This window comes from Paenibacillus oryzae, from assembly GCF_001675045.1.
GTDB lineage: Bacteria > Bacillota > Bacilli > Paenibacillales > Paenibacillaceae > Pristimantibacillus > Pristimantibacillus oryzae.
This window is the reverse complement of sequence record NZ_LYPA01000054.1, coordinates 173846-195971: the sequence shown is the minus strand read 5'-3', so window position 1 is coordinate 195971 and position 22126 is coordinate 173846. Positions and strand designations below refer to the sequence as shown.

Annotated in this window: 11 protein-coding genes and 1 pseudogene; 2 read left to right on the top strand and 10 right to left on the bottom strand. The window is 41.4% G+C overall.

Annotation, left to right across the window (positions count from 1 at the left end):
• Positions 1 to 3 precede the first annotated feature (3 nt).
• Positions 4 to 3006, top strand: coding sequence for a glycoside hydrolase family 48 protein (locus A7K91_RS12345; RefSeq protein WP_068683067.1), 3003 nt, complete (start codon positions 4 to 6; stop codon positions 3004 to 3006).
• Between the two features lie 165 nt (positions 3007 to 3171).
• Here A7K91_RS12345 and A7K91_RS12340 read toward each other — a convergent pair whose 3' ends face one another.
• Positions 3172 to 3885, bottom strand: a complete 714-nt coding sequence (locus A7K91_RS12340; RefSeq protein WP_068683065.1) for a hypothetical protein — start codon at positions 3883 to 3885, stop codon at positions 3172 to 3174.
• A gap of 117 nt (positions 3886 to 4002) precedes the next feature.
• Positions 4003 to 4590, bottom strand: coding sequence for a TetR/AcrR family transcriptional regulator (locus A7K91_RS12335; protein WP_068683063.1), 588 nt, complete (start codon positions 4588 to 4590; stop codon positions 4003 to 4005).
• Between the two features lie 148 nt (positions 4591 to 4738).
• Here A7K91_RS12335 and A7K91_RS12330 point away from each other — a divergent pair, with 148 nt between their 5' ends.
• Positions 4739 to 5683 (top strand): ketopantoate reductase family protein, encoded by a 945-nt coding sequence (locus tag A7K91_RS12330; RefSeq protein ID WP_068683061.1) that lies wholly within the window; start codon positions 4739 to 4741, stop codon positions 5681 to 5683.
• A 164-nt stretch (positions 5684 to 5847) separates the two neighbouring features.
• On the opposite strand, the pseudogene tnpC reads toward A7K91_RS12330, so the two are convergent.
• The 8 genes and pseudogenes from tnpC to A7K91_RS12295 form a co-directional block, all read right to left on the bottom strand.
• A pseudogene (gene tnpC / locus A7K91_RS12325) lies at positions 5848 to 7386 on the bottom strand (IS66 family transposase).
• A 97-nt stretch (positions 7387 to 7483) separates the two neighbouring features.
• The gene (gene tnpB / locus A7K91_RS12320) at positions 7484 to 7843 is read right to left on the bottom strand and encodes an IS66 family insertion sequence element accessory protein TnpB (protein WP_068683174.1); all 360 of its coding nucleotides are present in this window, start codon (positions 7841 to 7843) and stop codon (positions 7484 to 7486) included.
• The gene (tnpA, locus tag A7K91_RS27465; protein WP_425415660.1) at positions 7833 to 8189 is read right to left on the bottom strand and encodes an IS66 family insertion sequence element accessory protein TnpA; all 357 of its coding nucleotides are present in this window, start codon (positions 8187 to 8189) and stop codon (positions 7833 to 7835) included. The genes tnpB and tnpA overlap by 11 nt, the downstream gene beginning before the upstream one ends.
• A 437-nt stretch (positions 8190 to 8626) precedes the next feature.
• A complete protein-coding gene (locus A7K91_RS12315; RefSeq protein WP_068683059.1) occupies positions 8627 to 10900 on the bottom strand; it encodes a hypothetical protein in 2274 nt (757 codons plus the stop codon).
• 17 nt (positions 10901 to 10917) lie between these two features.
• Positions 10918 to 13188, bottom strand: coding sequence for an ATP-binding protein (locus A7K91_RS12310; protein ID WP_082967416.1), 2271 nt, complete (start codon positions 13186 to 13188; stop codon positions 10918 to 10920).
• A 189-nt stretch (positions 13189 to 13377) separates the two neighbouring features.
• Positions 13378 to 18693, bottom strand: coding sequence for an FtsK/SpoIIIE domain-containing protein (locus A7K91_RS12305; protein ID WP_068683055.1), 5316 nt, complete (start codon positions 18691 to 18693; stop codon positions 13378 to 13380).
• On the bottom strand, positions 18690 to 20234 hold the full coding sequence (locus A7K91_RS12300; protein WP_068683053.1) for a methylation-associated defense system protein MAD7 family protein: 1545 nt from the start codon (positions 20232 to 20234) through the stop codon (positions 18690 to 18692). Before A7K91_RS12300 ends, A7K91_RS12305 begins: the two co-directional genes overlap by 4 nt.
• Positions 20227 to 22065, bottom strand: a complete 1839-nt coding sequence (locus A7K91_RS12295) for a hypothetical protein (protein WP_068683051.1) — start codon at positions 22063 to 22065, stop codon at positions 20227 to 20229. The genes A7K91_RS12300 and A7K91_RS12295 overlap by 8 nt, the downstream gene beginning before the upstream one ends.
• Between the last annotated feature and the right edge of the window lie 61 nt (positions 22066 to 22126).

Genomic DNA, 22126 nt, shown 5'->3' with positions numbered 1-22126 from the left:
AGGATGATTAAATTGGTACTTTCGCGTTCGTTTAGGAAAACCGCTTCATTCCTGCTCTTGGTAGCGTTGGTATTTTCGGTCTCTACAGGAGGAGTGCTCGGAAATGGAGTTGAGCCGGTTAAGGCCGCCGCCTCCACGGAAGAGGCTCGTTTTCTTCAGCTATATGACCAGCTGAAAGACCCGGCCAACGGCTATTTTTCACCTGAGGGCATCCCCTATCACTCCATTGAGACGTTAATCAGCGAAGCTCCGGACTATGGCCATATGACAACCTCGGAGGCGTACAGCTATTGGATGTGGCTGGAGGCGCTATACGGGTATTACACCGATGATTGGTCTCAGCTTGAAGCAGCCTGGGACAACATGGAAAAGTATATTATCCCCGTCAATGAAGGCGACGGAAATCAAGAGCAGCCTACAATGAGCTATTACAATGCAAGCAGCCCTGCCACCTATGCCGCCGAGCATCCGCAGCCGGATTTATATCCAAGCCTGCTTAATGGTCAATACGCGGCAGGCAGCGATCCGCTTGATTCGGAATTGAAAGCGACCTATGGCAACAACGAGACGTATTTGATGCATTGGCTGGTGGATGTAGATAATTGGTATGGATTTGGCAACCTGCTTAATCCGTCGCATACCGCCACCTATGTCAATACGTTCCAAAGAGGCGAGCAGGAATCGGTATGGGAAGCTATCCCCCATCCTTCTCAAGATGATAAATCCTTTGGAAAAACAGGGGAAGGCTTTATGTCCTTGTTCACTAAAGAAACAAATACGCCTGCTCCTCAATGGCGTTATACCAACGCTACTGACGCAGACGCCCGTGCCATCCAGGCTCTGTATTGGGCCAAATCGTTAGGTTATGATAATGATGCCTATTTTGCAAAGGCCAAAAAAATGGGCGACTACTTGCGCTACGGCATGTATGATAAATATTTCCAGCAAATTGGAAGCGCAGCCGATGGAAGTCCTTCAGCAGGCACAGGCAAAAATGCCAGCCATTATTTGATGGGCTGGTATACTGCTTGGGGCGGCGGACTTGGCAGCACGGGGAATTGGGCTTGGCGTATTGGCTCCAGCCATGCTCATCAGGGCTATCAGAACGTAGTTGCTGCCTATGCGTTGTCTGATCCCAATGCAGGCTTAACTCCAAATTCACCAACAGCCGGCGATGACTGGGCGAATTCGCTTACTCGTCAATTGGAATTCTACACCTGGCTGCAATCCAATGAAGGAGCCATTGCCGGGGGAGCGACCAACAGCTACGATGGCTCCTACCATTCATATCCTGCAGGCACTAGCACCTTCTACGGCATGGCTTATGATGATGCTCCCGTATACCATGATCCTCCGTCCAATAACTGGTTTGGCATGCAGACTTGGGGCGTTGAACGTATCGCTGAGCTGTACTACATCCTGGCTGCTAGCGGCGATACGACTTCAGATAACTTCAAAATGGCCAAGCAGATTATCCAAAACTGGGTAGACTGGTCAATAGACTATGTGTTTGCCAACAGCCGCCCGGCAACGGATGCAGATGGTTTTTATCTGGATGGGTTAGGCAATCGAGTGCTGGGGGGCAACAACCCGCAAATTGCTACCGTATCCGCACCAGGCGAGTTCTGGGTTCCAGGCAATGTGGAATGGTCAGGACAGCCAAACACCTGGAACGGCTTCAACAATTCTACGGGCAACGCCAATCTGCATGCAGTAACAAGAAACCCCAATCAGGATATTGGCGTACTCGGCAGCTATATTAAAGCGCTTTCCTTCTTTGCGGCAGGAACAAAAGCAGAGTCAGGCAACTTCACAACACTTGGCACACAAGCCGAGCAGCTTGCCAAAGACCTGCTGGATGTAGCCTGGGGCTACAATGATGGCATTGGTCTTGTTACAGCCGAAGAACGTGGAGATTACAACCGCTTCTTTACAAAAGAGGTCTATTTCCCTGCCGGCTGGAGCGGCACGTTTGGTCAAGGCAATACCATTCCAGGCAGCAACACCATACCTTCCGATCCTTTAAAGGGCGGTAATGGGGTATACGCAAGCTATACCGATATTCGTCCGGACATTGTTAATGATCCGCAGTGGTCGTACCTGTTAAACAAATACAACACTTCATGGAATGAGCAAACCCAAACATGGGACGATGGAGCGCCGGAATTTGTTTACCATCGCTTCTGGTCACAAGTAGATATTGCCACAGCGTATGCGGAGTATGACCGCTTGATTCAAAATGGCGGAACGGGCCCTGTAGAGCCGGTTGCGCCTAAAGCCCCAACAAACGTTAAGGCTGTTGCCGGCGATGGCGTAGTTAACCTTAGCTGGAATAACGTCACTGGAGCCGATAGCTATACGGTGAAGCGTTCAGAAACGAGTGGCGGGCCTTACACAGATATCGCAACGGTAACAAGCAATGCGTATACCGATTTGAGCGTCATAAATGATACAACCTATTATTATGTCATTAGCGCAACCAATTCAGTCGGGACAGGCCCGAACTCTGCGGAAGTCAGTGCAACGCCAACAGATGTACCGATTCCAACAGGCGAGTTGAAGGTACAATATCGTACTGACGATACAAATGCCAATGACAATCAGATTAGAGCCCAATTCAAAATAGTGAACAATGGAACACAACCTGTTTCGCTAGATAATGTAAAAGTGCGTTATTACTATACGATTGATGGAGAAGTTGGCCAGCAATTCCATTGCGATTATGCTGCCGTAGGCAGCAGCAACGTCAGCGGCAGCTTCGTCAAGCTGAGCAATGCGGTACCTGGCGCGGATTATTATTATGAAATATCGTTTGGCTCGGGAGCTGGAGTTCTTCAGCCAGGAGCGGATACAGGCGATATTCAAATCCGGATCAACAAAACCGACTGGTCAAACTATGCAGAGGGCGATGACTATTCGCGCGACGCAACCAAATCCTCATATGCCGATTGGAACAAGGTAACTGCCTATCTCAATGGCACTCTGGTATGGGGAATGGAGCCTTAAATCGTTGAAATATGTTGAAACAGCAGCAGGTCCCGAGAATCGGGACCTGTTTGTTTGGTTTAGAAATTTGACAGGAAATACTGTATTGGTTTTAGAAGCTGCGACGATTTTTTTGCTTTCATTAAAATTGACTATGTACACTCCAGCGAAGATGCAAATTAGTAGTTAATGAACCGCGCTAATCTGGTGAATTGTGTACTTCCCTTCATCATCCAAAACTAGGATAAAGTCCGAATCTCCCGTATTGATTAATACTTCTGATCCGTTATTTCTAATTTCCTCAAAATAAATATGGTCATCATGTCTGTATAAAATTTCTGTTTTGTCGTCGTAAACAAATGCAGATTCCATCTGTTGTTGGCTTATTAGTGAAGTAAGCTCTACCTTGTTATCCTTAGTTATGGCTATACTGAACATTTGTATCCCTGTTATATTGGACACTCTATAATCAGTGGCATATACATAACAGACATCATTCGTTCTCTCTACCACATCGTCAATTTGCATGCTCCCGTTATGATCAAACTTTTCAACTACACCATTATAAAGAATAAAATGGTAACTAGCCTTGCTACTAGAGCCGTATATTTCTGGATTCTCCAGATACTCAACTATTTTAATTCCCTCAATCTCAAAAACATTAATGGAGCTAGATAATTCTTTTAATCGATCGGAAGAAATTCCAGGTTCTCTTGAAATAAAGTCCATTAATGCATTTATCGTCTTATTTTTTTGATTATCTGAAATTTCTTTATTATCCCAAGCATTCAGCATTACTCTCAAATCGGCATCAGTGATTTTTTCTTGGCTCATATATAGCCCAATTGCTGTCGCAATTACTGCTAAACAAGCTAACGCACCGGCATATCTTCTTTTCATATAAGACTAAAGCATCCTCTCTCTTGAGATTTCTTTTTCAAAAAAGTGCCCACACCCAAAATGAGTATTGGTAAATATCGATCTACCACTCCATTCATTCTCTTTCTTCTCGCCCCCTTACTTTTTATTCGAATCTAACCGCGGATTAACCTTGCCAAAGATATGATACGGTGTTATCCCATTTGCAAAAAGGCTATCTACCAGCTTGAGCAGCTCTTCCGACGATAGATCCTTGTCGTTACGTATCCAAAGGCGAAACATAGATATTAATGTCGATATGTAAAACTCAATAATGTATGGTGCTAAGACATCATCTGTTGGAAAGTCCACGATCAATCTCTCAAAGGCAATTTCTCGTTTCAGGCGTTCAACAAAATGAACAGAACCATAGTCGCCCAAAAGGGCTTTAAGAACTGAAATGTCCTCGGCATTTTCCAAGCATTGAAGTGCATCTTGAAAAGTATGTGTCGAAAACTCTCTGCTTGCCATTTCCTCGTTAATGGATTCCAAGACACGCCCTTCAATGCAATCCAACAACTCATAGATATCTGTAAAGTATTGATAAAAGGTACTGCGGTTATATCCTGACTTGTTAGCAATCTCTTTAATGGATATTTTATCAATTGGTTTTTGGCAGTATAAATCACAGAATACATGTATAAAGGTTTGCCTTGTTTTATCCGTCATTTCAGGTTGCTTGTTCATGATTTACCTCTTTTCTGTTCAAACGATTATCCGACAGATATTAAAAATCTGATGGTTGATGGCCGTATAGCTCATGCATACAATATCATTATACAACACGTTGTTGGATTATCGGCAAGGATTATCAACAATTTTCGGGAGGCTGACAATGAGAATTTTATTTTTCGGAAGAGGTGTAATAACGACCCAATATGCGTGGGCTTTTGAACAAGCAGGGCATACCGTTGAGTTTTACGTTAGAAAAGGAAGAAAAGAAACCTTCGGAAGCAGCATAGATCTGGAAATGTGGGACGCACGAGGAGGGAAAAAGCTGATAAAAGAAAGCTGGAACATCAAACTGCATGAGGAGATACTTCCAAAGTATGATCTCATTATTGTGAGCGTCAACACGGAACAGCTTCCGGAAGCAGCACAATTCCTGTCGACTGCTGCTGGAAACACCCCTGTCCTCATATTCAATAACATTTGGCAAGATTTGAAATCATCGATTGCACCCTTGTCTATGAGCAATGTTGTCTTTGGCTTCCCCGGAGCAGGAGGCGGCATAACGGAAAATAGGCTTAGAGGCGGCTTTTTGAAAATGGTATTTCTTGAAAAACCACGGGAAGGCACTGAGTCTATTAACAACAAGGTCAAAGAGCTATTTGAAAGTGCCCATTTTAAAATTAGCTGGGTAAGGGATATGCAAAATTGGCTATGGATTCACTTTGCCATGAATGCTGCAATGGAGGCCGAGGTGTTAAAACGGGGAAGTTTTCCAGCGCTCATGAACCATAGTGACTCATTCTCAACTGTTGGTAAGCATATGAGGGAAATGACCCCTTTACTTAATGCAAGAGGCGCAAAGAGTGATATGATTTTGCTACTGCTGACTAAGATTCCGCCGGCACTTCTCAGCATCCTTTTTAACAAGGTCATTTTTGCAAAAGGCAGCTTGGCACGACTTTTCGTGGAATACAACAATAGTAAAGCAGGTTTTGCGGTGCTTGAGGTTGTGAGAGAAGCAAAAAAGTTAGGTATACCCTTGCCACGTCTTACTGTGGCACTTGAAAGCACTGAATATTACAATGCTGTTGAAAATTCCATATCATAAAAATTGTGATGCGTATTCTGCCAATAACTATTGACATGCGTACTCCGTTTTGTATTACAACTGCTTGTAAATGCTAAAAAAACTGGGACTGTGCGTAAGCGTCTAATAACCAAGTGTATTAAAAAAGAAAAGTCCATGGTTCATGAGAATCCATAGGCTCTGCGTTATGTACAATGTTGCCTAACTGCTGGACTCCATGGAAGGTACTCATCAAGCAACTCCGGTTGCTGACGAAATGCAACCGCCGGTAACAACTGTTGCAACAGATAGACTAGATATTTGTACGGGTTCAATCCATTTGCCTTTGCGGTCTCTACGATGCTGTAGATCGCTGCACTTGCGGCTGCACCCCGTGGACTCCCGCTAAACAACCAATTTTTGGGACCAACTGTAAAGGAGCGAATGCTGTTCTCAGCTAGATTGTTCGAGATCACACAGTTCCCATCTTGTAAATAATTCATCAACTCTTGTTTATGGTTACGTGCATACCTCAGCGCTTCGCCTAGCTTGGATTAAGGAAGGATTTTACCTTTGGCTATTTCTACCCATGACCAAAAACCATCGAGTACAGGCTTTTCCTGCACCAGACGTTGCTCCTTTCGCTCTTCGGGAGGATGTGAGGCAAGCTGTGCCTCTAGCTCAAATAGCTTGTTGCAATAGGCTAACTCTTCCGTGGCAAGGGTCCCTTCCGGATTCTTCGCCTCCGCTGGCAATGCCTCAACAAACTTACGCCGGAGATGCGCCCAGCATAGGCATGAGATGGTTCCAGCTAGATTCGCATATCCAGAGTAGGCATCGCTATGTAAATATCCCTTGAATCCTTTCAGGAACGCTTGCGGGTATCTCGCCCCTCGTCCTGGTTGGTATTCAAAGATCCTTATGGGATGCGTACTATGCTGATCGCTGCTGTAGATCCACATGTAGGAGGAGGTCGTGTTCTTCCGCCCCTTCTCATTCATGACCTGCAAGGGTGTTTCATCCGCATGCAAATATCGCTCTTGTACAAGCAGTTCATGCAGTCGATTCACCAGTGGCTTCAGCCAGTCTCTCGTAGTCGCGATCATCCAGTTGGCCATCGTAGCCCGACTCAGATCCAGACCGATGCTCTTCCATTCCTTCTCCTGACGGTACAGCGGCATGCTGTTCACAAACTTCTGGTACATCACCCAGGCCACGGAGGAAGCGGAGGCTAACGAATGCTGGATGACCGGTGCTGGAGTGGTCGCCTTTTTCATCTAAGGCTTGTCCGCTTTCCGACAGGTCCGGCACTCTAAGGTTTCTCTGTAGATATCAATGGCTTGAACGCGGGCAGGGATAAACTCCACTTCCGTACGAACAAACTCTTCGCCTACCAAGACAAGCTCACTATGGCATACGTCGCAACAACGATCCTGAACCTGAAATAGCTGCTTTTCATGCGGAAGATCTTGAAGCAGCTCCGCTCGTTCGCCTACCTGCCTCTTTCGCTGGTAGCTTTGAATGTGCTCGATGGTTGGCTCCGGCGCAGTGCGTGAAGCTGCCGTTTCTGGCTCATCAAATAAAGACAGCTGCTCCACCCCTACTGGGAGGGAAGCTGTTTTCTCGGAGCTTTTGCCGTACAGCTTCTGCGTTAGAAACTGCACGGTTTCCTGTAGCCGTTTATTCTCTTTTTCCAAGTCGCCGATGCGACGCTCCATCTTTTGCAGCTGTTCCAAAGGGCTCATGAGATACCGTTCCTTCACTGTCTTCTATACCTATTATTATACCATAAAAGCAGGCATGAACCCAGGTTTTACAAGGGTTTTCGACTCCTTGTTCGGCTTACATAGAAGGGGTGAAAGCAAGCTTCTTGACCGCTTTCGACTGATGGAGCGACAGACCTTCCAGCAACCACCGAAACTCCTGGGGCGTGATCGAGAGTACGGCCTCGGCATCCATGGGCCACTGGTATTGACCGAATTCCAGTCGTTTGTACAACAGGACGAATCCATCACCTTCCCAGTACAAGGCTTTCATCAGATCACGCTTGCGACCGCAAAACAGAAACAAATGATTCTGAAACGGGTTCAAATGTAGCTGATGATGCTGCACCAAGTGAATCAGGCCGTCAATGGATTTTCGCATATCCGTATATCCACAGGCGATATACAGCTGATCGGCCTTCGAGATGTCACCGAACATACTGAAGGATGCGAAGCGTCTGTTCGAGAAGTACGGTAGACGCATGCTGATGAATTTCGATCGTAACGGCATCCGTACGAAGGATGATCGCCGCTTGTTCATGACTCGCTTCGGAACGTAAGGCGTTCGTCCGCAAAGATGGATGAACCGGTACGAGAGTTGGTTCATTCGGGGATGAGAAGGCGGGGAGAGATTCACAAGCAGCTTCACGAATTTTCCGAAGCCAGTAGTAATAGCTTTTCACACTAACTTCGTGATCGGAACACCAACGAACCACGGTCTGACCACTGGAACGGCAATCACGAATGATCTCCGTCCATTGCTGGAGTCGATAGCGATTTCTCATCTCTAAAGTTTGCAATTGAACACACACCCATTAGAGTTTTTCGAGTAGAGTCGAAAAACTCCAACGATTACTCTAACGGAATTGTCTCAAAAGCTAGACTGCGATGGAATACACCTTCTTGTTAGACGCTTACGACTGTGCGAAATACACATCCCAGTTATCCTCCAATAATATAATCCTGTTTATTTTGTCAGTAATCAGTCATTTATTTCCGAGCTTGAGATTAAAATTCTAATCCCAATTTCACTATCCCGCGCCAACAAAGCCACCGATTCAACGTGCACTGTATGCGGGAACATGTGAGGGTTGGTTGGGATCTGTACTAGTTGGTCAAAACCCTTGATTTATAAGGGTTTTGACCGTGGCATGTGGTTCTTTTTGTTTGTGTTTTGTTGCTTGTTGACGGTGTTCGTCAACAAGATCAAATTTAATCATTCCTACTGTTTTGCAGCTGCTGCTTCTTCTTCTCCTAACTTAGGACGAATAAAAAGTTTTGTACCTTGAATTTCAAAATTCATATCAGGGTGTTGGCTTGTTATTATATAGTATAGTCTGTTTTCCTTGTTTTTTATTGTAAGTACCTTTTCCTTTATTGTAGGATATCCCTCAACATCTTCTTTAGAGATATTAAACGTTATATCCTGAGCAGTGATCCTAACCGTACCAATTTGTGGTGGAATATCCTCATCTACTAAGATAATATTGCTGAAGTGCCCCAGAGTTACTTGTAAAAGCAGCAAGTTCTTATCAAAATTAAATCTGATATTATTCTTCTGAAGAAATTGATCAGTGTAAGTTGGTATTGTTGTTAAAGATAAAAGTTCTAACCCGGAAGAAGCATAATGAAGCGTTGTTAACTCATTCCTGAACATTAGCTCCTCAATAGTGTCATAGTTAGCGCAACCTTTATACAATGACAGAACAGATTGACGCAAAGAACTAATATCAACTGCTACTTCTGTCCTCGTTTCCTTATCAAATTTAGTATAGAATGAACAGTCAAACTCATGGCCGTGTATACTAAGCTTTCCCGGTTCCTTTACATAATCATCCATAAAGTTCACACTCATAGGTAAACCTATTCTACCGCTCCATGATTGTGAAATTTGTAAAATATTTAGTGCATATTGATTCTCCAATCTGGCAATCCTTTTTATTTTGAATCTGACTACTTTATTGTCATCCTCTGTTAAAACCTCGAATGGCACCCATACTCGATTTAATTCTATAATAGATTCATTGGATTCTAGCCTTACCTCAACGTCTTTTGCTAATGAATTTACGAGACTAACAATCCTCTTTGAATAACCCGAGCTCCAGTTTCGATTATTAGGAATTTGCTTAACAAGATTTTCACCTAGTGCAAAACCAGCTTTACCATCCTTATTAAGTGATACCAAGTCTAAAACATCCATTGGAAAACTTATATTATCGTCGAGATCAAACGTAATTTCGTCAAAATCCCAACATTGAATTGGCACACCAGATACTCTTCCTTTTTTTTCGTCATTTTGAACAGCTAACTGTGCTAGCTGCCCTGATCTATCCCCACTACCTCTAATAGCCAACGTACATGTTTGTGTTAATAGTATTGCACGTAAAATTTTATCTTCATACTCGATTTCAAACACATCACCAAAATCTACTGGGGCGTGTCTTCCGTTAACACCCTGATCCCACATATCCTCAGTTGCAATTTTCCTTATCTCAAAATCCTCGTGTAGTTCATGGAATATGCTTGACCATTTGTTGATCTGCTCCAAACCATCATTTACCTTTTCCCAGTTGGAATCAACGCGTAACGCATCTTTAGCGACACGACCAACTATCCAATTTAATAAAAAGGTTGGGTTTGACTCTCCTTCTTTGGATACTTTTCTTGATATTATTTCATTTAAAGATCTTGCATTTAACAACCTAAATCTATTTAGCACTTCATTACTGCTGGTATGTATTATGTCTTTTACTTCTTCAAGCAACGAATAAAACATTTTTCCGCCAATAAAGTTTTGCAACACATGAGTTAACTCATTAATAATTGAGTCTTTCTGGAGGAACTTTGATTTATGTATAAAATCATAAAGACAGTTTTTGTAGTCAGCCTCTTTTCTAAGCAAGCTAAAATACTTTGATTTCTCAAGAGGCTTTAGCATATCAAGAAAGAGCTCTTCTCCTTCCTTTTGTACACTAAACGTTTTATTGGTACTCATAAAAACTATGGACCAAGGATTCTTTACTACCTCATCACTAAATTTCTCGATACACTTTGAGTAATTTTCTGAATCTAAAGGACTTCCTTCTAACCTATAGTCCAAAAAAAGGATTTTGTCATTTTCAAATTTAAAATTTGAATCTACACTTTTTTTAATAATAACGTTATCAGAACCAAAAATATCGTTAAGAAGTTCTGTGAATAAAGATATATCTTGCTGAAACTTATCTTTAAAAGAAGTGACTCCCTGTAGAAATTGTATGATGCTTTCTATATCTTCGTCATCGACAACCATATCTATGGCTTCCTTTAGCGTATAGCCAGTTTGTTTTTCCAACTCTTCTCTAAGATCAAATTCCTCTGTATGATAGCTACTTTCATCCTCCAGAATTTTCAAAACAATATCATTCACTTTGTTTTCTACCTGGTCGTCAATCACAATGGCACCATTAATCCCATTTCTTTTAAACAAATCTGATAAACCATTAGTATCCGGCATTGACCTTTCCTCCAGTTTTAATTTATACGACAATTAGAAAAATCTAAGATGAATTTATATTTATTACCGTAATTATTCTTTTCTTCACTTAACGAAATCTCTGAATTATGAAAGGACATAATATCTGAGATTATATATAGTCCTAACCCTCTACCGTCTTTTTTTCTAGAGAAAAAAGGTTCAAATATAGCTTCCGAATCAATAGAGGGGATTCCCCTTCCGTTATCACTAAACTCCAAAATCCCAGATTGATATATATTAATATCAATTACCGGAAGAAAGTCTTCATCTTCTTTGCAGTATTGTATCAACCAAAAATGCGAATTATTTAATAGATTATCAAAAACTTGAACAAGCATACCTTGATTTACTTTTAGCCAAAGCTCCGCGTCAAATTTAAGATTTATATTTATTTCTCTAGTCCCTTCTTGCCTCCATACTTCTCTCTTGCTTGATACTAACTCCTCAATCAAATTCACTATACGTACTTTGCTTTTAGCTCTTCTTCTTGTTATAGCCTGAGCGTCCAATCTTGAAATAACAGAATCGATTGACTTCGTGTTACTAATCAATAATGAAATCATTTCCTTTTGAGAAGGAATTCTCTTCTGAAGATCATTTAGATAGCCAAGCATCCTATTAACATAACTTCTTAATTCATGTGCCACCGTTTCAGCCATTAGTCCTATACCAGCTAGATCTAGTACCATGCGTTGTTTTCCTTCAATTTCTACAACTCTCTTTTCAAGCTCATTAACGGCAGTCCTTACTTGATAGTAGCTGTTTTCAAATTCAATGTAATCATTATGTAGAGATTGAATTGTATTTTTAAAATCTTGTCCCTCAATGGTGGTATACTTCGTTATCCCATCGATATTGTTTTTTATACTTTCAAGTTTTGACTGTAGCGGAGAAAGTGCCTGGTTCACAGAATCCGTAGTTAAAGGTGCATTGTATTTATGACCTTTTGGGTAATACTGATCTATTTTAGCTTTAAAAGATTTTAAAACTGCTCTAAGGGCATCGTATAAATTGTTAAAAGCACTATTATGAATTAGACCTTCGCGATTAGTTTGATCCCGCAGATTGTAATTAAAGAGCGTCGTTATGAATATAGCGCCTACCGTCTGTATGGTGTTAAACCTTATCCCTTCAGAACGAAATTGATCTTCTTTATCCATATCAAGCCAATCATCCCCACGCTCAGCGTAGGGCAATACTCTAAAATTATCGCGGTAGATCATAATTCCGCCGCTGTATTGATCTAATAATTTCCTAATGTCGGTCACCTTTGTGTAACCTTTAATTTCTTTTAATCTATCCCCTCTTCTATTAAAAAAATAAAACTCAAAGTCTATTGGCCCAAAATCTTCCTCACCTACTAAATTGATACCCTGCAGATCACTTAGATAAGTGTTTAATTCTCCTTCAAACTCTCTTCCATCAGCACCTTTAATGTAGTATGAGCTTTTTAAATCTTTGCCTACAATTTTCCCGCTGAGCTTGTAGTGTGCTTGATCAAGCAATTTTCTATCCAGTGTTTCAGGCGTGAATCTGAAGAATTCACCACTCTCCGAGGTTATCTCTAATCTTATTTGGAACCCTTTATTGGGGCGAAATGGGTTCACATATTTCATAAAATGATCTCTATAAAAGGTTTCAAACTTTTTTCCATCCCATATTCTTTGATCGTAAAAATCCTTTATATCGTATAATTTAATTAGAGTAAACGAAGGAGTTATATCATCCCAATATCCTTTATTCTTTAATTCTTCCCCATTAATATCAAACAGGTGAACCCTTATCTCCTCAAGTGTTTTTGTAGAATCGTTCCTACATTGATTCCAATCCACCATAAGTAAAGCACCATCAGAAGATCTTTTTGACTTTGATACCATTAATAACTTTTCAGCCAATTTCATTGTTGCAAATCTTCCTAATCCCTTTTCTCCCAAAGGGATCCTAGACGACATCTTTTGTTGTATTTCTGATTCATTATTTGAAAGCTCTAGTTGTTTATATTCTTCTATTATGGACTTCTGTTCAATTAACCTATTATTTGTCCCTATAACTAAGAATTTTTCTCTTATGTCATTTTTAGACATCCCCTTGCCTCTATCTTTAATGACCATTGTTTTTTTCTTTTGATTTATACTAATCTCAACTTGCTTAGAGCCCGCATCATAAGAGTTTTTAATAAGTTCAAGAAGCGCTACTGCAGAACTACTAATTAATTGATCTCCTAAATGTGACAACAACCTGGCCATAGCTGTAAATGATTGCATCATCCCACCTCCACCTTATATTTTACTAGAAGCTTTGAAAGTCAGTCTAACACTATTCATGCGATAAGTGATTTTTTATACCTTTAACTTATTATGTAGTAACCCAGCATTTTTCTACAATATATGAAATTGTGTTATAGGAGATGAGCAAAATATATTCAAGGAAAGTGCATTACACACTTCCCTTGAGTTTTAAATATGCAGCAATTCGATCAAATTAGATAAGCTTGTGCTAGGGAGATACGGCACTTGACCAAAAATCAACCCTGACTCTCCCTGAAGTCTTGCAGCCAAATGCCCCTTACCAAGCAACTTCTCCGCACCCTTTTCCCCGAGAGAAATCTCAGAGGTCCCTACACTCTCGACCCGAAGTATTAACCGATTCCCCAAGTTATCCCTTAACTGGACCGGCAAAACGTTTGCGTCTGGACGCTGTGCTGCGAAGATCAAGTGAATTCCTGCCGCGCGTGCTTTTACCCCAAGACGCTGAACGATGGAGGAAACTGCGCTCTTATATTCATCGACGAGCATCCATTCAGCGAATTCGTCGTGTATTAGGAATATCAGTGGAAGCTTTTCGCTGTCGGATACCTTGGCATTATAATCTTTCAGGTTGTTTACTTTGATTTCTTTAAACTTTTGGTACCTGTCATTCATCTCAACGACAAGGTCCTCTAGTATCTGTGTTGCTTTATTCTGGTCGTCGATAATGCCTTCGACAAGGTGTGGTAATTCCTCAAGATGCATATAGTCGACACCATACTTGGGATCAATTAAATAAATGTGCGCAAGATCCTTGCTATTGGTTACACAGATATCAAGGATTAGATTTTGCAACAAAACAGATTTACCACTACCTGTTGCACCCGCGATGAGTGTGTGTGGAGCATGCTGAGCTCCGCCTTCAAACTCGCCACCTAAATTTAGGTAAAGTATTTCCCCATCACTTTCTTTAACACCAATAACAAAACTCATGTTTAACCCGGATGCATTGGTTTGAACTTCCCTTACCTTCCATATATCCACCAATGATATGATTTGCCTATTCGGGCGGGCCAAAGAAACAACAATCTCCCCAGGTTGGGCCATTATGTTTATGACATTAAGGGCATGTGTCGTAAGAAGAATAGATCTCCTCTTCTCGATATCATCAACTTTTAACTGGTCTGATCCCTTTAGCTTTATAACAACAGCATTTGGAGTCAATCGAAATCCAACCACTTTAGCTTGTAAGTTATAGCTGATTAAAGCCATTCTAAGTTTATTTACCGTTTCATTAACCCAGGATTGATCCTCATTGGTTTCTTCTGTGCTTTGTGCATTCTGTAATATCCATGTTGCTAACTGAGTATTCGCCCATGGAATTTCACTACTCATTTCCATGTTTGATTCTGCATCCTCACTATCGGCCACAGGAGGATCATACTCCTCATCCCTCCGTGTGACTTCATCCGGCTCAAAATCAAAATGCACCTGATTGTCGCTAGAAGAATTAGAACCATTACTTTGACCAACACTGAGCCCATTATTACTCGCGACAACAAAGTTGATTCTTGGAGCGGGTAATTTAGCATCACTTAATTCCCAAGGCTTACTATCGTCAAGCTTCTCCCTGACTTCGATAATGGGGTTCCCGTGATGATAGGCTAAGACTAGCTCTCTTACAAGCTCCCTAGTAAACACTTCTTGATAGGAGTTTTTAGCGTTAGTAATGGGATTTCTCTCACTATCTACAACTGTATCAGGTAACGAAGACATAAATACATGCGAGTAACCCTTGATCTCAACGGGAATTTCCCCTGCCCGAATACCCTCACGTAACTCTTCAACAGTAAACGGAGAATTCGGAGCTAATTCAATACCGTCATTTAACAAATCACTTAATCTAGATAGCCATAAATCACGGTCAAGTCGTCCTGGATCGCCAAAAAGTGCGTTATCCATTCTTGAGATGGTATCGCGCAACTGTTTTGAAGAATTTTTCCTTGCCTCAGATACACCTTTGGCATCAACATACTTTGCCTCAGAAACAAATACTTGAAGATGCGGCTTATTTTCGACCATTTTGGGTGCAAGCGCTAAAATATCTGCGATCTGCTCTTCTTTTTGTCCAAGCCAATTTGCATAATCATCAAGGAAGAACCAACCTACTGCCTGTTCTGTTCCCATCTCAGACTGAAGGATCATCTTACTTAGTACGACACCAATTAATTCACCCGCAAACACGCCTCGTTTTGCAGCACGAAGAACGATGTCGCCTGATATTGCGTTGGCATCATCAATAAACCTCTCCGTGAGCTGCACCAATTCCGCTTCAGTTAATCCCAGGCCTAAAGCGTTCAATCTTCTTTTTACGAGTACATTCAAAAGGTTTAATTGAGATTTTGACGAAACAACAACGTTTGAACCGTGGGATTTATTGTGCTGGTATTTTATTACCTTCACCCCAAGATTCCTAAGCTGTCTTCGTTCTAATAATTCATCATAATTTACTACCCATTCGCCGAGCTTGTGTGCTTCATCGAAGATGGCCTTCACTTTATCATTTTGGAACGAAATTTGCCTTGCCGGTAAAAAGAATGTTCCAGGGTTAACATCTTTCCCCTTAACAACTGAATAAACCGATGATAAGTAAGACCATCCAACTGAAGGTTGGCTTGGGCATGCCAAGTACACCGTAGATTTAAGTTCATCCTTCGCCGTAGACCTTCTTTTTGCCCACCGCGGAGGATAGTGATTAAGTAATTCTGGCATCTGCCTCACCTGAACTTCATCCCATTCAAGATTGGCTTGCCGCGAGATAACATCTTGCAAGAATACGATATCAGCTAGCTTTCCCTCTTTGGGGTCTAATGCAGTAGCCTCATGTGCCATGACTCCTACACGGAGGCGTGCCATAAAATCACGGGTTACCTCGCTTGCAACAAAGGAATCGGCATCACTATCCGTACTCTCTATCATTTTCATATATAATTCATTTAATTTATTTGTATCCCGATGCCTCAAAATCACCTGACAGCGAACTTCATCTTCAACTTCGTGCATTGCGGCTAGTGAATTTACAATTGTCTCCGGAAGTCTTGTGGAATCACAGTTGTACAAGACCAAGCTTAGATTCGTCTTTTCGTGCGGTTGAAGATCCAAGTAACGTTCAACTAGGCTAAGAAGTTTATTGCTTGCTTCTTTTGGATCTTCATTCGTCTGCATTTCTTCTTCAGTACGTACTGGGCTTTCCATTAAGGTGTAATCATTCTTAGCATCTGTAATCGAAAGAAGCACCGGTTCATGGCCCTTATACCATATTGCAACTTCAGGATAATACGGACTTACTATTTCTTCATTGAGATCCGTAAAGAACAAGCGTTGATCACCAAAGTCAACTTGGTACGACGTTAAAACATAGTTTAGTAAACCAATGACTTGCCGAGCCTTAACTGCCTTTGCTGCCATTCGCATCGGTTGCCATGGAGCCACAATAGTCATCGGCTTATTTTTATCTCCATCCACTCTAATGTTCCCAATGTCCAGAACAGGCTGCACGATATGGATTCGATTCTTATCACCCAAAGCATGCTCTTGTAGGGCACGTAAGAACTTATCGTACAGTTCACTTTGCTCAATCATTGAATTAGAACTAATACCATCGATTAGCCAATCATTTATAGACTGCTTGTACTTAGTTGAAAAGTTAGCCCACGTTTCTTTTAGAGCATCATAATCGCTCTGAGAAAGTCTGGCTTCTTCAAGCAACTTCTTCAGGTTATTTAAGATTAGTTTTTGCAAGTCAGTTGTTTTTGCATATACTCCAACTAGTGAACCCCTATCTTGTCCGAATACCGCTTGAATTGTAGCGACATCGCTCAAAGATAACCCCTGTAACTTACCTTTTTTGCTAATAGGATTTTGTGATACACTAGAATAAGAGAAAGGGTGCTCAGCAAGTCTCCTTAAATCATCGTGAAGCTCAAACCCAATTTCTTGAGGGTTACCTTGCCACACCAGTTTCACTTCATTTTTTTGATTTGATCCCTGCAAGTCAAGGTAACTAAGCTCTATGTAGAATACGATCTGAATAGCCGCTTTTGCCGTTGAGGTGTTCTTTTTGTAGCCATTCTTCTGTTTAGCCTCTGATACTAACTCATCGTATTTAAACAAATAATAAGTTTCCCAATTCACTTGCCAGTTGGTTAACTTCTCAAGCCCCCTGTAAGCAGTGCAAAACGCCATACCTATATCTTCATTTAGGTCCAACCAAGCTTTTTTACTCGTTGTCTTCTGTGTCCTGATTCTTAGAGTCTTCTCCCCAATAAAACTATCGCATTGAGCAAAGAGGCGCTCAATTGCCTCTATTAAACCAACTAAAAAATCAGTACATTCAATTGCCTTTCCATAAACGAAACGATCCCATTCTGCCTTTAGTGCTTTGTCTGTCTCCAAATTATGACGGTGTTTATCGTAAAAATCCTTATCTTCCTCTGTGGCTTCCTTCGCTTTTTTCTTTTTAAAGAGTTCGTTTAGATTATAAAGATAAAGATTCTCTGCATCCGTTAAAGTATCTGGAAACTCATCATCGTATAATTGCCGAGTTTTTTCCGCCAGATTTACTTTCATTGGTTTCAATTCGAAAAACAGAAGGTTGACCTTATCCATCTCCCATTCTAACTCCGAAAGGTTCTCCGCGGCGGTAGACCAGCTCACATTGGATTCAATGAACAATTCCATAATTGGCTGAACAGACGGATCGATTTGGCTTTTTACCTTTTCGTAAGAAGCCTGAATCTCACTGTTCTCGATGATTTGACGATTCGGATGTTGCTTATATAGATAACAAGCCCTTTTGTTATATGCATCTGTAAAGAGCTTCTTCCACCTACTAGCATGGCCCAAAGCATTCTCTGGGATTGCATCAAAGTAATAAGAATCACGTGGAATGCGAAGTGCAGGTAACGCCCAGCCAAGCGCCCTAACAACAGGAATGCCATTCTCCGCAATTATTTCACGTACTTTTACAGTAAACTCACTAAATTCCTCAAGGCTGCATTCATTTGCCTCTTGCAAACCTTTCAACGCTTGTTGCCAATGCTTTTTTTGCTCATCGCTTAGAGGGAGGTCGTTACTTGCCACTTGAACCCATATATCCGGGTTACTCTTGAGATCCCCTGCCCCAACCCTTGTTATATCTCTTAGCGATTGCACTTGATCATCGTTCGTGTTCGCTAATAAGATAGCAGGCTTATCACAAGAAGCATTTCTCCAATAAGTTGTCTTCTCGTCAGTAACCATTTCAGAAGGCAAACTGCCGCCTTCAACTAATTTCCGAGGGACTTTTATGGCCATAGTTGAGACTAGCTGCATATCTTGGCTTATCGTTTTACATATATTGGTGACCTGATCTCCGGTAAGGCGATCCAATAAGAAACGCGCAATTCCCTCTTCAGATTGGCTATTTTGTAATTGCCGGCGAAGATATTCAGTCGCTACCTTTCCAATTAACTCTAGTTGGTTCATGGTAATACTTCCTCCTGAATCCCAAAGGGATTTTCTACATATGCGCATGCATCAGATAATCTGCGTAGTAACCCCATACTTGCCAATCGTTGCTCAAGTCGTCTTGCATTGTCAGAGAACGCTTCTAAATCTGCTCTCCCAGCCTCCGTCAATTCAAGAGCCTGCTTATCGCCAATGATAAAACCATATTTTTCATACAATTTATCTAAGAAGTCTTGGAATTCCATTCTCTTCGGAACAACGCACAGTACCAAAGATTTCAAAAGCATATCTTGGGGAGCATAACGTAGTCTTCGTGCGCCTCTTCTTGACGAGAGTCCTATTTCTTTTCCCCAGACACCGTGAAATTTATTAACGTGTTGCTTGTGTCTATTAATTGCTGCAGAAACAAACATATTAATTAAATCATCGGGTGAATTCACTAATTCAACCTCACTCTCTTTGTTATCTTTCGGCCAAGCATATTCATTTTTCAGTACAGTGATTGCCTCATGTATGTCCGTAACTTGATTCCAAGACTCCGTTTCGATAACCTGTCTGATATATGCCTCAATAGCTCTCCGAGACATATTGTTGTGCTCAATGAAAGAATCAGAAGATAGTTCTCTGATGATTGTTTTCTTCGGAGAAACAATCTCTAAGATAAATGTTAGTTTGTTAGTATCACCTAAGACGGCCTTCGCCCTGTTTAAACTGTACATTATCAAATGAAGTCCGGTTATGTTTACAAGGTGCGGAATCGCATCGTAATTCGGAATATTGCTTTCTAATAAACTTAACCAATCATCCGCGAGTAATTCATAGCCAGCCAATTCTGGATAAGGCAAATAAACTCCTGTTCGAAGAGGAGATGAACTTACCACGTCTTTCGGTTCTAGCGCTGCAACTAATCGATTAAACTTATTTGATGGGTTTAAGACGCTTTTCTGTAGGTTTGCGAGTATTTGAACCCCTTTGCCGCTTCTCGTCAACATTAAATACAACAACTCGCCAGTTCTACCAAAAAATCTTCGATCATTCGTGAAGCCATTATCTTTTACATTAAGGTCTTCATACAAACAGTCCGGACCGTATGGAAAAATAAATTGTGAGCTCCACCGTTTGTTGTTCTCACCCTCAATTGTTGTTTCTCGAAGAAACTGAATCACCGATGCGAAATCCCCAAAGTTTGAGAACCTTTTCTCTAGGTATTTGAAATCGGCGTTAACTATGCCGGCTTGTCCCTTTCCCATAACTTCGTACCACTGTAACCAGGCTTCTTTATCATCGTATCTATACTTACTTGATATTAGAGTTAATTGAGGGTTATTAAACAAGATGTTCCGTAAGTAGAGTCTTGATTTGGGTGAATACGCCAATTTGTTTGGTTCGGATTCAACAAATGCTCGGCCAGACTCAAGTTCAGATTGAAGGACATTTAAAAATTCCATAAAACAAAGCCATGGGGTTTGCTCATCATATAATCTGTGGCCCCAGATCGCCTCATCTACCCACATATCTGCGTCAATCTTTGTCGGGCGCGGAAGTCTTTCATTATTCATCGTAGTTAACCTCCACGATTCTGTCGTCAATCAAGCCGTCTTGATTTAGTCGAATGATTCTAAAGGATAAATCACTTTCATCATCCGAATCTTCCTCATCTATTCTACGGCGCTCCTCTAGTCTTTTAAGAAGCTTGCTTTTAAAACCCAGGATATCTTCATAACACTCCCTGGAAAAACTCCCTGGCAATGCACCCTCGGCAACCCGCGAAAGAAACTCATAGCGAACCAACTGGAGCGGTAGTTCAACTGTAGCAACAGAAGATGATAACTTCACTTCTATCACGAGTGTGCCATTTGCATTCATTCGGATCTGCATGCTTTCCCCGCGTTTTTTCGGTACCGAAATACTTTCTTCAAAAATTCTACTTACCTTCGCTTGGGAATGGCTTCCAGACGTAGCCAAAATCAATTCATCATTGTTCTTTGCTAACAGACCTGTAAAAATTCGATTTAACCCCTGGGAAATCCTCGAAGTTATTTGCGTAGCTACTTTGCCGTTTTTAGCCACTCTGTAAACATCAGACAAAAATTCCCCAGCGTATTGGAAGGTTGTAAGATGCCAAAGTTTAAGGTCATTCTCTTTTTCTCTAGGGATTACAAAAAACAACCTTTGCCTTTGGGATCGGAGGGATTCTAAAAAGTTTACACCGCTATCTAATACGCCTTCTAGGTATTCTTTTTGATTAGCACGGAAAGTCTGGTCGGCACCGTAGTATGTATCGTTTAGCACAAGATCTTCGTAGTAAGGTAGAAGTTCAGGGTCGTCCTCACCAAAGATTAAGATGTTATCGATCGTATTGCTTGTCTCGTAACCAATACCAAACTTTCCGAGTGCAGCAAATACATCAGTAGATTCGCGACGTCTTTCTGTGAGATTATCACCCAAAATATTTCGGTAAACACTTGCAAGCGATGTTTTATTTTCCTCAACTATTTTGGCAGCATCAGAACACGACATAAGTCGATCCTTGGCCTCCGGATGACCAAGAAGCATGTTTGATACTAAGAGGAGTAGTTGTCTTATAGGAAGGTGCACACCGTTGAACTCGCATAACTCCAAAAGATCGGTGACTCGCGATCGAATCAGTTGTTCGTCTTTATTCCCTTCGAGACGATTACGGTTCTCCCATATAGGACACGTCCTGCCCGTTTGAGCATCTTCTCTCAAAGAGCACTGGTTACAATCATTCCATCCGGGATGTTGGAGTACAACATCCACAATTTGAGGAAAGAGTCTCGCCGCGCTTATTTGGCTTAAATTGTATAGTCTTAGGTTGAACCCGCTTTTTTCTTTAATTTCAGTAACCAACAAATCTTCCACGCATTGTTTTACTTGTACAGTTAGTGGGTCGGTGCCAAGATGCTTCCAGGCTTCAATAAGCTGCCCATCGTTTGCAGCAACTAAAAACACATTACCATCGTTTGGATTAAGGACTGAGTTAACGAACTGATTTAAGATGCCTCTTTCCTCATCCTTCAGCTCACTTAAATCCTTAATAACATATAGTTTTTTAAAATTTAGTAGATCTAATTCCTTTACCTTATCGTCATTCTGCCACTCCTGAAGTGAACCGTTTAGTGCTAACCAAACCTCTCTGCAGTTGAATGTCTTCCCATCCCCAGCAGTCCCGGTGAGTATTACAGACTTAGGATTAGGGGAGTTATAATTCTCAATAAGCTCACTTAAATAAAACGAATCAACGATAATTGGCTTGATATTTTTCCGCTTTATGATTCTATGAATTGCTTCATCGTACATGTTGTCATTACGCGGAATTGGTCCGTACTGTCGAAGAAAACTAATCCATTCCGATTGAACAATAGTCATTATGTACTACCACCTTATTTGAAAATGGTCCTTCTGCTTCATTCGACATCTTCCAAGTAAT